A 15,053-nucleotide genomic window follows, 5' to 3' on the forward strand; every position below is an offset into this window, starting at 1 on the left:
TGTTTTCTGGGTTAGGGCGGAAGTTGTCAGACATAGTAAAAAAAACGTTTTAAGGCTTATAACCATAATCATAACTATTATTATTTTTTTTGTCAAGGGATTTTAGGATTTTTTTCGAGAGGGGTAATTGGAAGAAAATGTACGGATTAAGGAATGCGATCGCTTTTAGCGTAAGCTTTGCTTCATCGCGTTTTTGTAACCTATATTTCAGATCATCACGTTGTTTTATATTGCATAAATGCGGGATATTATTAAGAGTTTATGGAATGGTTATTTTCTATAGAATGGGTATCTTTTGGTGGCATAGGTATCTTGTGTGGAATGGGCATCTTACCCGTTCCTGGCGGTGCGCACCAAAGCGCGAATTTAATTATTAATGGCTCAAGGGCACCTTATTGTTACTGTAATTCTTATTTATGCAAACAGCCGTAAATTAACTTAACTTAATTTTTCTTAAATAAAACTGTCAAGCCTAAGTTAAATTAGATATTATATAAATATGTTGGTAATCTATCAAACACGGTGTGCCACACCGGAAGTAGGATTAGATATCTAAACACTGGCGGAGATTTGACCTCTACTGTGGTTGGTGTAAACCTGTCATAGCAAGTCGAATCCGTGAGCCAAGAATCCCCCTTGAGAGCGGGGAGTATCAAAGTACGATTGCAGTACTGGATTTAACGTGTCAATCATATGACAGGAGTGCGACTTCAATGTTTTCTCTAGGTTCAACAACTAAAGTCGGGGACTTTCGAGTCGATACTGATTACTTAGTTACCGATGTAAATGGCGATGGTCAGTCTGATCTAGTCGAGCTTTGGAATGATACAGATAGTTTCTTTGCTGCTACTTGGATTAGTAATGGTCAGGGTGGATTTACGCTCGGCGGTAATACCAGAGTCGGGGACTTTCGAGTCGATACTAATTACTTAGTCACCGATGTAAATGGCGATGGTGACTCTGATCTAGTCGAGCTTTGGAATGATACAGATAGTTTCTTTGCGGCGACTTGGATTAGTGATGGTAACGGTGAATTTGACTTAGGGGGTAATACCAGAGTAGGGGACTTTCGAGTCGATACTAATTACTTAGTCACCGATGTAAATGGCGATGGTGAGTCTGATCTAGTCGAGCTTTGGAATGATACAGATAGTTTCTTTGCTGCGACTTGGATTAGTGATGGTCAGGGTGAATTTGATTTCGGCGGTAATACCAGAGTAGGGGACTTTCGAGTCGATACTGATTACTTAGTCACCGATGTAAATGGTGATGCTCAGTCTGATCTAGTCGAACTTTGGAATAATACAGATAATTTCTTTGCTGCGACTTGGATTAGTGATGGTCTGGGTGGATTTAGCCTCGGCAGTAATACACAAGTAGGGGACTTTCGAGTCGATACTGATTACTTAGTTACCGATGTAAATGGTGATGCTCAGTCTGATCTAGTTGAACTTTGGAATAATACAGATAACTTCTTTGCTACTACTTGGTTAAGCATTGCTTAAACATTAACGTAGTAAGCTAAGGTAGGGTGGGCAGTGGTTGAGACAAATCAGATCACCAAGCCAATCAAATTACTAGACACTGCCCACCAAGGATTAATCCCAATAGAACAAATCTAGGATTAGCAAACAACCTTTACTATAAGCATTCAGCTAATGCGCTACGCGCACGCTACGCGAACAGCATTCAGCTATCAGCTCATTAACGGGAGGTAGTCAAAAAGCTGCGGGATGCTGCTAAGGCTTCTTGATAATTCCTGCTCGTTTTACTAATCCGACCCCCTGGAGTTCTCTCGCCTGATAGCTGATAGCTGATAGCTTACATATAACTAATACTTAAAAAACAAACGATAAAACTAAATACGACTCCCGACTCCCGACTCCCGACTCCCGACTCCCGACTCCCTACTCCCTACCCTGATGCTATAATACTAAAAAGCCAAAGGAGTAAAAGAGGCGAAACCGATGACTCAATTAGAAATTGGTCAGGAAAACGTACCGCCGGATGAAGAAGAAGCTACTCGTGAAATTGCTCAAATCAGTGAACGACTTATTGACAAACATCCTCCTGTAAAACGGGGAGAACATCCCAAAGCTCATGGTTGTGTTAGAGGAGAATTTATCATTGACCCTAACCTCCCTAACGATGATAAGATTAGAGTTGGTATTTTTAAAGAACCAGGTAAGCGTTTCCCCGCTTGTATTCGCTTCTCAAATTTCAGTGAGCAGAAGGATACCAAAGGTGATGCCCATGGTATGGCGGTTAAACTGATGGGTGTACCAGGAGACAAAGTCTTGGAGGATGAAAAATATGAAGAAACCCAAGATTTTTTGCTAATAGACCACCCGCTTTTCGTAGTTCGCAATGCCAAAGACTACATTGAGTTTTTTGCAGAAATTGAACGTTCTGGAAGCCGGAATCCCATAAAGTTTTTCATAACTGGACTTAATCCATTTAAATGGCGCTGGCGTGAGATCCAGATCGGACTACGGATTCGGTTGTCTAAGATTCGCAGTCCATTAGAATCTCAATATTGGAGTACAACTCCATACAAATATGGGTCAGGAGCGATTAAATTCTCCCTGAAGCCTTCTCCTGATAATATCTCAACTAGTTCTAAGTCGATTCCTAAAACAGAAAACTATCTTCGCGACGCAATCCGAGAACATCTCAACAATAAAGAAGCTTGCTTTGATTTCTTAATTCAGTTTCAGACCGATGCTGATAAGATGCCAATTGAAGACCCCACCATCGATTGGAAATCACCCTATCAAAAAGTAGCTACTCTCAAGATTCCTGCTCAGACCTTTGAATCCCCTGAGCAAATAAAATTTTGTGAGAATTTGTCCTATACACCATGGCATTCTCTACCAGAGCATAGACCTTTAGGGGGAATTAACCGTCCTCGCAAACAGGTTTACGAGTTAATTTCTCGGCTACGAAACCGACTGAATAATGTCCCCCATAAAGAACCGACAACAGAAGAATTTTTCTCGATTTTTCCCCTAGACGTCTTGCCGAAGTAGGGAGTAGGGAGTCGGGAGTCGGGAGTCGGGAGTCGGGAGTCGGGANCTACTCCCTACTCCCTACTCCCTACTCCCTACTCCCTACTCCCTACTCCCTACTCCCTACTCCCTACTCCCTACTCCCTACTCCCTACTCCCTACTCCCTACTCCCTACTCCCTACTCCCTACTCCCTACTCCCTACTCCCTACTCCCTACTCCCTACTCCCTACTCCCTACTCCCTACTCCCTACTCCCTACTCCCTACTCCCTACTCCCTACTCCCTACTCCCTACTCCCTACTCCCTACTCCCTACTCCCTACTCCCTACTCCCTACTCCCTACTCCCTATTCCCTCGATCTGGGTGACCAAACCATGTCCATTGGCGATCGCTAGGCATATTGTCTTCTATTGTTTGTACAACGTCTCCCATGGTTGCGTCTTGGGCAACCCAACCGCCATCGATATCTGGGAAATCGAGCCGACAGTTCTCGCACTTTTTGTCATTGTAAAAGCGGATCGGACACCAGAAAGATTCGACATTCCTCAACATTTCAGCACCAAGGGAATACACCCCAGTCATCCAGTCACAGTAAAGGCACCAAATTAGATCATGACCAACTAAGCCTTCAAACTTCTGGCGACTGACATTGACCCATTCACTGTGCTTGTAACTTGGGAAGCCGAGTAACCAGATTAGGAATGGATACAAGGCTATTTCAGCAAGGCGAATCAAAAAAAACACTGGCACACTGACAGCTGTCACCCATAATGCCAAGTGGTTTCGCCACCAGCCAAACCGCTGATTGAGGTAGCTAACAATTCTCGGTCCTTTTACTGCCTCAGAATGGACTAATTCATGAGCAACAATCCACAACTGTAGCGCTAATATTTGACCCACTAGGGCAGCCAAAACCCCCACCCAGCCTAAAAGTAGTCCACTGATCACCCAAGGAATCCACACTATCACTGATAAGATCACGTCCAGCCCAGGGGCTTGGATAAAGGATTCCGAGATAGTCTTGCCTAGCTTACCGAGCTGAGGCATTACGGTTAACACGGAGATCAACCCAATTTCCAGGGAAAAAACTGCTGCAAAGGTTAGAGCAAATGGAATCATAATAGTTTAGATGCACTATTTAGATGCACTATAGTAGTTTTGAACAGGTCTGGCATTGGACAATTTAACCACAATTAACCATAAATTGCATGGCGGTGATACTTGGCATAAAAAAGTATCCACCCCCCTTGACGGTTACAAATCGAGGTAGGTTATTAATTCGTTTACGAATCAGTGAACGCTGAATGGTCATATGACCAGAACCGTCATTATCTCCGATGATCGGGTCTTTGTTATCATATAAACTGTTAAATCGAGGATTGTTACACCAAGTTTCCTGAAGAAACTCAAATTGACGCCTAATATTAGCATTAATACTGAAGAAATGCAGTCCCCGGGGCTTGCCATCATCCTCGATATCCACAGGCAACTCACCGTTTTCGATATGATCGATGGGGAATAGAGGTTCTCCGTAAATAGCCCCCCGTCGAATAATCCGATGCCGATTGGATAGTTTAAAGGAATCCTCTGGGGTCGCATCTAGAAAGGAATCTCTGGGGTTGCTACGACGGATGTGAGCACCGATGGGGCAACGATAACCCTCCTTATCTTCTGGTAAGTACTTGAACTGATTCTTGTCCTGAATCTCTGGGTTATCCTGGTCTGGGGCAAGCACTAGGGGGGTACCACTGGGCCAACGTCCTACTAACTTAGCGGCAAGCAAGCTCATGGTTGGAGCATGGGGACAACCCTCGCCATCATGTCCTTGTTGGGCAATATATTGCCAAAAGCCAGCTACATCCTGGGCTAGCTTCCGGTATACCAAGTAAGTTCCATGACGTCCGAAATCTTTGAACTCTGACAGCTCTGTACCTGGAAAACTGGGCAAGATGTTATCACTATCCTGGTCTACTGGCACAGATGGGGTAGCAGGCAAGAAATCGTATTGATTTGGATAGCCCAGGATAAACTCTCCAGTCTTAACCACATCTTGATTAGGGTTTTGGTTGTTTCGAGTCCCCTCAATGATCGGCTGGGAAATACTGTCGTTAAAACCGAAATGCTCCTTATTACTAGGAGCTCTAAACCCAGGCTCTTCTGCCACAACCACTAGACTATCGTCTTGATCTTGAAGCAATTGGTTGCGCTGCTGGGCGAGGCTTTCGGGGTCTAATCCATAAAGGATCAACAGCATATGAATCTCTTCATTATTTGCTCCACCGACATCCCATTGATCTGGAGCGCTTTCTGCCGTATCTCCTAATATACGAGAACGTTTTGAAGTAGCTATCCCTTCGATTAATTCCCTGGAAAATGTTTCGAGAGTGTGCTGTGGTAGGTTAAGAGCTTGCAATCCTTTGTGGGTAAAGGCAATATTCAAGGTATATTCAGGTTTTTCCGTGGTTCCATCTGGTCGTTTTGGCCACAATTTAGCTGTGGTGATTTCCGGGAGAATAGTCTTTAACCATGCCTGAGCTTGTTTAGGGTTCTTGATTTGAACAAATAAATATAAGGCATAGCGTAGATGCCCATAACCACTCAATATCATTCCCTGAATATCTTCCCGTGCTTCTGGCGTTAATTCTGACATGGTCACTTCCCTCGTTTCTGGGTTTAGAGTTACAGAGTTATCTCTGAGTTATCGCTGCATCCAGCTGACGATTAATTATTCTATTCAGTAGCTCTTTCAACAAACTGTTATAAACAAACCGTTAGAGCAGTTTTAACCATTCCTCAATCGCAGCTCGATTAAAATTTGTCCCGATCATTTTGCTAATTTGTTGGTCTCTCAAACTAGTTTGGACAGTTTGCTCAGGATAGGCACTGTAGTAGAATAGGGATGGGGTTTGGTAATCTCGGAAATATTGTTTGAACGCCCCAATATCCTGAGCGCCTCCCTCTGGATAAGTCATTGTATTGTTCCAAATGGAGTTTAATCCGTCGCTGGCTCGATCAACAAAATCATTCAGATAATTATCCCAGGAGCCATCATAATTACTTAAAAATAGTAAACGTTTCCCTTCATCAATAATCAGCCAACGGGCAAAATGAATTGTAGTGATATTAACTAGGGATGCTGGTGGAAATAGATATTGTCCAGCCCAATTAACTAGAAACAATACTATCTTCAGACGCTTCATTCGCTCAGGCTTAATGTCTACAAGGTGATTCATTGAGTTCTGAACAAAACGATCTTCTGCGTTGGCCAGAAGCTGACTTTGAGCGAGATCAGCTTTCACACTAGTATATTGTCCAATTTCACTTGTATTTTCCGGTTTGCCCAGTATGCTAGCCAGAAAATTTATTATAACCAACAGGATTTGGCGAATTAAGTTCAATATCCCTTGACCCAGAGCTACCAATCCTCTCAATAGTTTTAATCCATTCAATCCCACAACTTCCCACCAGGTATTAGTTTGAGAAACCTGGGCAACTTTATCTAAAAATGGCTTGACTCCTGAACAATCTAGGTAATTATCTACATCCTTCAGATTTAATAAATTTTCAATATGTTTCCGAATTGCGATGTAGTTCTTGAGGCTTTCGACTGTTTCATTACGAAAGGCGATGTAGAAAGCTTCGGGCTGATAGGAGTGTTGGTTAATAAACTCAGAGAATTGTGCCTTGCCGGTATAGCCTTGGCATTTTTCCCATAGGCTATCCATTCCTGGTGATATCTGAATTAGTTCATTTAGGTAGCTATCTAAGTCACCATCATAATTACTGGAAAAGAGCAAGCGCGGTCCATTATCAGGATCATTGAGGATGGCAAAACGCGCCAAGTGGGTTTGACGGCTCTCAGGAAAGCGAACATAGGGATTATTTGCTGGATCCGAGTCAATTGCTTCGAGAAGTGATTTTATATTTGCCTCTTCTCCAGGCTTGATCTTGACAATAACAGTCAGGGGGTTTGGGGACATTTTGCCCTCCATTTCAAGGATTATTAATTAATAATGGGTTTTGGGCGAAACTAAGTTTATGGTTTAGCTTACGGTTTAGCGATCGCGTTTAACCCTATCTACCTTTAGACTATAGAGCCTTGACGAATTGGTATGACTGGAACCATGGTAAACGCATCTAATTTTCTGAGTCCTATATAATATAGTGTTTTATTAATTAAATAAACACTATATGTGAAAAATGCCTTGTCAATCAGCACAATAAGGCAGGGTTTATTGAGAAGTATCCCGGGTTTATTGACAAGATGCGTTTACCCTGTGACTGGAACTTGATGACAATCATCATTAACTATACCCTACCTATTTAGTTTATCAAAATTAGTTTTAACTGTCAAAATATAAACATTGTTTACATTATTGTTTACATTACTGTCCTCTGGTCGCTGTCCTCTCCTTGCGAGGGCTCCATTTTATACATATTTCTTAATATTTTTAGCTAATTATTTCTGCTATAGTGTGTAAAGTTAGGTGAAAATGTCATCCTTTCAAAGAGCTGCTACGGGATGCTCTAAAGAGACGCTATGCGATCGCATGTTTCACTATCAAACCAGTGAATCGACTGGGGTGGTATCGCTAGGGTAACCTCTTCTGTTTCCCAAGTTAAATTATTAGGTAATAACGCCCGGATGCTGAGAGAGTCTGACCCTTTAACCCTAACACTAATTAAATTATGCATGCCTAGATTTTCCACGAGGTAGATTCTACCCTCAATCCTATATTTATCCTCAGGTTGAGCTAGGGCGACATCTTCTGGACGGATACCTAGGACAATCTGTGGCGGAACTTGAGGCAAATTTGGCAAAGAAATTTTGACCTCACCCAAGAGGGCATAATTCCCCTGACAGTCAAGTGTCAGTAAGTTCATTTGGGGAGAACCCACAAAACTAGCTACAAACTGATTTGCTGGCTGGTTGTAAATGCCCTGGGGTGTATCTAGCTGTTGCAGCTTACCCTCAGATAACACAGCAATCTTAGTTGAGAGGGTCATTGCTTCGGTTTGGTCATGAGTCACATAAACCACTGGTGCCTTTTGAGCAACAAATAGCTGCTTCAAATCCGCCCTAACTTGCTCTCGCAGCAAAGCATCCAAGTTACTCAGAGGTTCGTCCAACAAAAATACAGCCGGTTGGCGCACCAATGCCCTGCCCAGAGCCACCCGCTGGCGCTGACCACCAGATAGCTGACTAGGCTTGCGCTCCATCAAATTTTCCAATCCCAGTTTATTCGCTACCTCCTGCACCAGGCTCCGAATTTGCTCAGAAGGAACCTTATGGAGTTTCAGACTAGCTGCCATATTGTCATATACGGTCATATGAGGATAGAGAGCATAGCTTTGAAAAACCATAGCAATATTGCGATCGCCTGGTCTGACATCAGTAACATCCCGTCCATTGATAACTACTTTGCCATGGGTGGGTTGCTCTAACCCAGCAATTAGTCGCAGCATCGTAGATTTACCACATCCCGATGGCCCAAGTAGGGTAAGAAATTCTCCTTCATCCATCTCTAAGCTAATGTCTTTAACTGGGATGACATTACCCTTGTTAGTCTTGTAGATTTTATTAATATTATGTAGCTCTAGTTTAGCCATACTATCTGGAGGTTTGGAGGTTGAAGGTTGGGAGGTTGAAGGTTGAAGGTTGGGAGGTTGAAGCTTAGCTGGTTGAAGGTTGAAGGTTAGCTGGTTGAAGGTTGGGAGGTTGAAGGTTTAAGGTTATTTGGTTGAAGGTTAGCTGGTTGAAGGTTAGCTGGTTGAAGGTTAGCTGGTTGAAGGTTGAAGGTTGTTTGGTTGAACGCGATCGCGTGGCCAAAGGCCAAGGTTGGGAGGTTGGGAGGTTGGGAGGTTGGGAGGTTGGGAGGTTGGGAGGTTGAAGGTTGGGAGGTTGAAGGTTAGCTGGTTGAAGGTTAGCTGGTTGATGGTTTTGGAGGTGTGTGGGGAAAAGCGCGATCGCATTACTTCCCCAATAGGGCATTGCCTCCCCAAGACCGCGCTAGATGGCTTTTGCAATTAGGCAAAATTCGCGGGAAAATTCTACTGTCTTTCCATCTACCATCAATGTTTACAATTCAGATGCAAATAGAAACGATCTCAGGGGAGTCAAGTTTCAAAATTGTCAATCAATACGATAATCTCCTTCATCCTCGCGGAGTCGGTTTTGATCAGGGTAGGTTTTTAGATATGCCATGAAGCCTGTAATTTGTCGGCTGCACTTCTGGCATAGATCAAATAGTTGTGTAAACTGAGATTGATGAATGTAACCAGCATCAAGAGCAACATAGGCTTGAGAACGTAGTTCACCCGCAGAGCCTCTAGCTCGACCTAAGAACTCAATAAAAAGACGTTGTGTCCGACTCTCAAAACCCTCAGCAATATTTGACATAATCGAAACCGCTGCACGACGCATCTGGTTACACAAACCAAAATCACGGGAAAACTCTCCCTCCTTTGACAGTGCGTAAACCAACCTTGTTAACTCCCGTGCTGTCTGCCATCCCTCAATTTCTTCAAATCGTTTTATCGAATAAGGGAGTTTGAGGGAAAAAGAATACCCCACTCCTCTTAGGATGGGGATGAATTTTTCCCTCAAGCAATACCTATGGCAATAAGCCAGTTTTCCCCAAGGCTTCCAAATACTCCGATAGAGTCAAGCCAGCCTTACTTGCCATGTTTTTCAAGCCATTCCAAGCCGCTTCCGTAGTCCTAACAGTGCGTGCTTTTTTAGCCTCTCCATGTATTGGAGGTCGTCCAGTTTTTTTGGTCATGCTATTGACATCAGTATTTCTAAAAGCTATAATCAATATAGCACGGATAAAAAGGTCGAATCATGCAGCTTGGATACACCAACAAACTCAAACCTAGCCGACAACAAGAAGCCACGATGTCTAACTGGCTAGATATGTTGCGCTCACAGTACAACTACCTACTTAGAGACAGAATCGATTCTTATGATCAAGCGAAAGCCCCTAGACTGGGTAACTACTGCGATCTAAAAAGTAAGGGAGAGGTGTGTCCATTAACTTGTTCTGTTAGTAAGTCGCATTCAATTGGCTATCCCTGGAAAAACCACAAAAATAATCCTAGAAGAAACGCTTATGAAGCTCAAAGTTCGAATCTTCCCATACTAAAGAAAGAGAGACCTTGGTACAAAGCTATCAATTCAACTGTCTTGCAACAGACATTGAGACAACTAGATGTAGCTTTCTCTAAGTTTTTCAAAGGAGAAACGGGATATCCTAAGCCTAAAAGAAGATCTAGATTCAGAAGCTTCAAATATTCTCCTGGGCAGGTCAAGTTAGATGGCGACCGGATTTACTTGCCTGGTATTGGCTGGATGGGTTTTCATAATTCCCGTCCTATCCCCGAAGGGTTTGTTTTAAAATCTGTCACTGTCCGACGCAAGGCTCGTGGATGGTTCGTGAGTCTCCAAATTGAAGATAAAACGGTACCAACTCCACCAGTAAAGACTAAAGAGGAAATTTCCCCTGATCGAGTCAAAGGGTGTGACTTAGGTATAAAGAAGCTTGTTAGCATTTCTGATGGTGAGATAGTATCAAACCAGGCTCAAGGGTTGCCATTTAAGCGTAGAGAAAGGCGTCTAAAAATAAGGCAAAGATCTGCTAGTAAGAAAAAGAAAGGTTCTAAAAACAGAAGAAAAGCCTACTCTAGAGTTGCATCTCTTTACGATCGTATAACCGATAAACGAAATGCCTATCACTGGGAAACAGCAAAAAAGATAGTAAATGAAGCTGATGCTCTTGTCTTTGAAGACTTAAATGTCAAAGGGATGAAGGCTCGCTGCAAGCCTAAACCCAATAACAATGGTGAATATGACCGCAACGGTCAATCAGCCAAAAAAGGACTGAATCGTGCAATATCTAATGCCGCTTGGGGTGAACTGGTTAAAAAAATCGAAGTTGTGGCTGCAAAGTCAGGCATTCCAGTTGTAAAAATAAATCCCAAGCACACATCTCAGAGGTGCCCAAAATGTCACCACACGAGTAAAGAAAACAGAAAAAAAGAAAAGTTTGTATGCACCAATTGTGGTCACTACGACGACGCAGATATCAATGGTGCAGTAAACATAAAAATTCGGGGTCTTGAAAAACTGGGGATTAACCCTATCCAGCTACCTCCGGTGCGGGGGAAAGTTACGCCCATGGAGAGAACAGCCACTTAGTTGGTTGTGCCTGGGAATCCCCATCCTCTTAGGTTGGGGAGGTTCAAAGTTCCCATACTCTTTCAAACTGAAAAGATTCAATCTTAAAAAATTCAATCTTAAAACCTTCCCTACAAAGAACGCCAAGGCCGAACAACCTCCAACCCTCCAAACCTTGGCCTTTGGCCACGCGATCGCGTTCAACCTCCAACCTTCAACCAAACAACCTCCAACCAAACAACCTCCAACCAAACAACCCTCCAACCAAACAACCTCCAACCAAACAACCAAACAACCCTCCAACCAAACAACCTCCAACCTCCAACCTCCAACCTTCAACCTCCAACCTTCAACCTTCAACCTTCAACCTTCAACCTCCAACCTTCAACCTCCAACCCTCCAAACCTTCAACCTCCAACCCTCCAAACCTTCAACCTCCAAAGAGTTAACCCTTAACTGCTCCCGATGTTAAACCTTGGACAATTTTACCTTGGAAAAACATTACTAATACCACTAGGGGAAATGTTCCTATAACTGTCATAGCCGCAATCGCACCGTAGGGAATCTCTTTCCCCAGAGAACCACTTAACTGAGCGGCAGCAACGGGAAGGGTTTTCATGGATTCTTGGCTAATAAAAGTGAGGGATAAAATAAATTCATTCCAAGCAAAAATAAAGGTAAGTATTCCTGTGGTTACTAAAGCTGGAACGGTTAGGGGTAACAAAATTTGGATTAGCATTTGCCAGGTGCTATAGCCATCAACTTTAGCAGCATCTTCTAGCTCTCGCGGTAGCTGTTGAAAAAAACTTCGCATCACTAATAGGGTGAGAGGAAGGTTGATAGCTGTATAGGAAACAATCAGGCTTATATAATTATTTCCTAGTTTAAGAATCTGGATAATTTCCAGGAGTCCTAGGAATATCAAAATAAAGGGAAATAAGGTAATAATTATAATTCCAGCAAGGATAATTTTTTCTCCCCTTAGGGTTAACCGTGCTAAGGCGTAAGCAGCGGGAGTTCCTATCCCTAAACACAATAGTGTGGAAGCGATGGATACAAAGGCGCTATTGAAAATATAGTGGACTAGGGGACGGCTGGTAAATAAGTTTATATAGTGGTCAAGGGTATACCGTGTGGGAAAATAAATATTAGGAAGGGAAGAAATATCTTGATTGACTTTGATGGAAGTTAGGAATTGCCAGAGCAGTGGTGCTAGGCAGAAAATTACCAATAAGATGATTCCTAGGGGCAGGATAATTAGTTTGATAATGTTAATTTGTTTTGTTTTTGGTTGAGGAGATGAAGAGTTAGGCAGAATAGTCATTAGTTCCGTGAGCCTAGCGCTATAATTGCTACCGTGGTTACCAGTATCAAAAAGGTTACTACCACCAGGGCAGCACCATAACCAAAGTCTAGATAATCCATGACAGTGGTATAGATGTAGAGAGATACAACTTCTGTAGCTCCTCCCGGACCACCTCCAGTCATCACTTTGATCAGGTCGAAGACTCCGAATGCTTGGGCAAAGCGGAACAGTAGGGAAATTAGGATTTGGGGCGTCAATAGCGGTAGAGTAATTTCCTTGAAACTTTGCCAGGGTGTAGCACCATCTAGGGCATAGGCTTCGTATAGGTCTTGGGGAATAGACTGCAAGCCAGCTAGGAGCAAAATGCTGATGAAGGGTGTAGTTTTCCAAACGTCTGCGGCAATCACTGCCATCATCGCTGTTGTCGGGTATCCTAGCCAGTTGATTCCGTCTTGAATAATACCTAGACGTAGTAAGATATCATTCCAAACCCCAAACTGGTCATTAAACATCCAAGCCCAGACTAGACCGATCAAAGCAGTTGGCAAGGCCCAAGGCAGGATGGCGATGGTGCGCACAATACCCCTGCCTTTAAAGGTTTGATTTAAAATTAATGCGATCGCAATTCCTAACACCAGTTCCAGAGCAACAGATACTGAGGTAAAAATCACAGTATTCCAGAGACTGTGCCAGAAGCGACCATCCCCCATCATTCGCCCATAATTATTCAGACCAGAAAAGACCGGTTGTAGCTGTGTCCCTAGGTTCTTAGTGAACAAACTTAACCAGAACGAACGCAAAATAGGATAGCCATAGACTAGCAGGAGTAGTAGCAACGCTGGTGTTACCAACAACCACCCTGTCCTTTGCTCCTGTGCTGCTATCGGATCAGTTTTCATTCTACCGACAACAGCCTACGGGTTTCATCAGCTGCTGCTTTCATCATTTTTTCAGCACTGAGTTTGGGATTAGTTAGCAAAGCGTTGAGGTACCGTTGTAAAATATCCGATACCTGAGAATATTGGGCAACTGGTGGACGCAAGACAGCGCCCTCTAACACCTCTAGCATTTTTGGATAGTGGGGATATTTCGCAACAATCTCTGGGTCTGCAAACAGCTTCCGTCGGGTTGGCAGATAGCCAGTTTCCAGAGTATACCGACGCTGGGCTTTCTCACTGCTGAAATACTCAATAGCTCTCCAGGCTTCCTCAGGATGTTTGGAAGATTTAGCAATTCCCAAACCCCAACCTCCTAAGCAAGCACCAGCTTTGCCACCAGGATCATGAACCATAGGGCTAATGCCAATCTTGCCTTTAACCTTTGAACCCTCTTGATTTGCTAATGACCAAACATAGGGCCAATTCCTCAGAAATACAGCATCCCCATTTTGAAACAACAGTCGTGTTTCTTCTTCCTGATAGGTAGTGACACCAGGGGGTGAAATCCCTTGTTTAATGGTGCTGCGCAGAAACTCTACAGCTTTAATCGCTTCCGGTTGATCCAAACCGACCTCCAAGGTTTCTGGATCAACCCAGAAACCACCAAACCCTGCAAGTATCTCCACAAACATGGCTGACAACCCTTCATATTGACGACCTTGCCAAAGATAGCCCCATTTTGGATCATGGTTTTCCTGCAATTGTTGGGAAATGGTGACCAACTGCTCAAAGGTTTTTGGGGCTTGGAATCTAGCTTGCTCTAGCAAATCCTGACGATAGTAGAGCATACCACCATCGGAACGGAATGGTATCCGGTATAGTTTGCCCTGGTAGCGTCCTGAATCAACTGCTTTATCCAGAAATTCCTTTAAATAGTCCTTACTAACCCGGTCCGATAAATCTAGTAACCACCCTGCAGCGGCAAACTTAGGAGTCCAAATCACGTCCATGTTAATCAGGTCATAGGGTGAGTCTCCTAAAATGAAAGCAGAGGTATAGAGGTCTTCTGTTAAGTCAGAGTTTAATGGTCCTTCGATCAGTTCGATTTGAATATCTGGATTCTCTAGCTCAAAATTCTTAACCAGTAGTTCCTGCCAATCAAAAAACTCCCCCGCTCCCATCAATAGCGTGAGTTTAACAGGGTGCTGGGTCAGTGCTGGTAGTGCCCAAAACTGGGACAGGAGCACACTGGCAACCAGCATTCCCAAAAGAATCACGATTACGACAGGTCTAAGCAGTTTACTGGTAAGCATTCAGCGGTCAGCTAATGCGCTACGCGCACGCTACTTGAGGTGCTATCAGCTATTAGCATTAAGCTAAGGTGCTTTTGAAGAGGCGTTGCAGCACCGCCAAAGGGGGATTACCCCCATGAGCAACTGCATCAAGAAAACAGGTAACCATGTGTTAAATCTGAGTTACATCTGCTGACGGCTGTTCGCGTAGGGTGAGCTTTTAGCTCACGGCTGACCGCTGATAGCTGAATGCTTACGTTTAGTGAAACCTTAATCAGCGCGTCGCAGCATTCATCAGTTTACCATCAACTATCCGATTTTGTAGGAGATTCATACAGATCGGCTTTGCTCCGATCAAAACTATGGGCAAGCTCAGAAGAGCAAAGATAATT

The 15,053-nt window shown here is 43.5% G+C and carries 14 protein-coding genes; 4 read left to right on the forward strand and 10 right to left on the reverse strand.

The annotated features are described in order from the left end of the window. The first annotated feature begins 713 nt into the window (after positions 1–713). Positions 714–1,505: a hypothetical protein gene (locus BJP37_RS03350; RefSeq protein ID WP_075896471.1), complete on the forward strand. Its 792-nt coding sequence runs from the start codon at positions 714–716 to the stop codon at positions 1,503–1,505. A gap of 462 nt (positions 1,506–1,967) precedes the next feature. Then, a complete protein-coding gene (locus BJP37_RS03355; RefSeq protein WP_075896473.1) occupies positions 1,968–3,029 on the forward strand; it encodes a catalase family protein in 1,062 nt (353 codons plus the stop codon). Between the two features lie 319 nt (positions 3,030–3,348). On the opposite strand, the gene BJP37_RS03360 is transcribed toward BJP37_RS03355, so the two are convergent. From BJP37_RS03360 to BJP37_RS40690, 7 genes are all read right to left on the reverse strand, one after another. Further along, positions 3,349–4,128 carry a hypothetical protein gene (locus BJP37_RS03360; protein ID WP_075896475.1) on the reverse strand — a complete coding sequence of 260 codons (780 nt, stop codon included), beginning with the start codon at positions 4,126–4,128 and terminating at the stop codon, positions 3,349–3,351. A gap of 64 nt (positions 4,129–4,192) precedes the next feature. Beyond that, positions 4,193–5,659, reverse strand: a complete 1,467-nt coding sequence (locus BJP37_RS03365; protein ID WP_081431048.1) for a Dyp-type peroxidase — start codon at positions 5,657–5,659, stop codon at positions 4,193–4,195. 121 nt (positions 5,660–5,780) lie between these two features. Continuing rightward, the gene (locus tag BJP37_RS03370) at positions 5,781–6,989 is read right to left on the reverse strand and encodes a hypothetical protein (RefSeq protein WP_143727447.1); all 1,209 of its coding nucleotides are present in this window, start codon (positions 6,987–6,989) and stop codon (positions 5,781–5,783) included. A 547-nt stretch (positions 6,990–7,536) separates the two neighbouring features. Then, entirely contained in the window at positions 7,537–8,619 is a 1,083-nt protein-coding gene (locus tag BJP37_RS03375; protein ID WP_075896479.1) for an ABC transporter ATP-binding protein, read from the reverse strand. 64 nt (positions 8,620–8,683) lie between these two features. Further along, a complete protein-coding gene (locus tag BJP37_RS35515) occupies positions 8,684–9,001 on the reverse strand; it encodes a hypothetical protein (protein WP_143727448.1) in 318 nt (105 codons plus the stop codon). Positions 9,002–9,142: 141 nt separating this feature from the next. Beyond that, positions 9,143–9,583: a four helix bundle protein gene (locus tag BJP37_RS03380; protein WP_075905714.1), complete on the reverse strand. Its 441-nt coding sequence runs from the start codon at positions 9,581–9,583 to the stop codon at positions 9,143–9,145. A gap of 40 nt (positions 9,584–9,623) precedes the next feature. Beyond that, complete coding sequence (locus BJP37_RS40690) at positions 9,624–9,791, reverse strand: hypothetical protein (protein WP_168166515.1); 168 nt, start codon at positions 9,789–9,791, stop codon at positions 9,624–9,626. Positions 9,792–9,853: 62 nt separating this feature from the next. Here BJP37_RS40690 and BJP37_RS03385 point away from each other — a divergent pair, with 62 nt between their 5' ends. Both BJP37_RS03385 and BJP37_RS38340 read left to right on the forward strand, forming a co-directional pair. After that, the gene (locus BJP37_RS03385; RefSeq protein WP_070393608.1) at positions 9,854–11,206 is read left to right on the forward strand and encodes an RNA-guided endonuclease InsQ/TnpB family protein; all 1,353 of its coding nucleotides are present in this window, start codon (positions 9,854–9,856) and stop codon (positions 11,204–11,206) included. 154 nt (positions 11,207–11,360) lie between these two features. Then, positions 11,361–11,657: a hypothetical protein gene (locus BJP37_RS38340; protein WP_158069386.1), complete on the forward strand. Its 297-nt coding sequence runs from the start codon at positions 11,361–11,363 to the stop codon at positions 11,655–11,657. Here the strand turns inward: BJP37_RS38340 and BJP37_RS03395 are convergent. Genes BJP37_RS03395 through BJP37_RS03405 form a run of 3 tightly spaced genes read right to left on the reverse strand, consistent with a single transcriptional unit; the run spans position 11,631 to position 14,682 of the window. Further along, on the reverse strand, positions 11,631–12,509 hold the full coding sequence (locus BJP37_RS03395) for a carbohydrate ABC transporter permease (RefSeq protein WP_075896483.1): 879 nt from the start codon (positions 12,507–12,509) through the stop codon (positions 11,631–11,633). The two genes, BJP37_RS38340 and BJP37_RS03395, sit on opposite strands and share 27 nt — an antisense overlap. After that, positions 12,509–13,390 carry a carbohydrate ABC transporter permease gene (locus BJP37_RS03400; protein WP_075896485.1) on the reverse strand — a complete coding sequence of 294 codons (882 nt, stop codon included), beginning with the start codon at positions 13,388–13,390 and terminating at the stop codon, positions 12,509–12,511. The genes BJP37_RS03395 and BJP37_RS03400 overlap by 1 nt, the downstream gene beginning before the upstream one ends. Then, the gene (locus BJP37_RS03405; protein ID WP_075896487.1) at positions 13,387–14,682 is read right to left on the reverse strand and encodes an ABC transporter substrate-binding protein; all 1,296 of its coding nucleotides are present in this window, start codon (positions 14,680–14,682) and stop codon (positions 13,387–13,389) included. The genes BJP37_RS03400 and BJP37_RS03405 overlap by 4 nt, the downstream gene beginning before the upstream one ends. Between the last annotated feature and the right edge of the window lie 371 nt (positions 14,683–15,053).

This window comes from Moorena bouillonii PNG (assembly GCF_001942495.1).
Lineage (GTDB): Bacteria > Cyanobacteriota > Cyanobacteriia > Cyanobacteriales > Coleofasciculaceae > Moorena > Moorena bouillonii.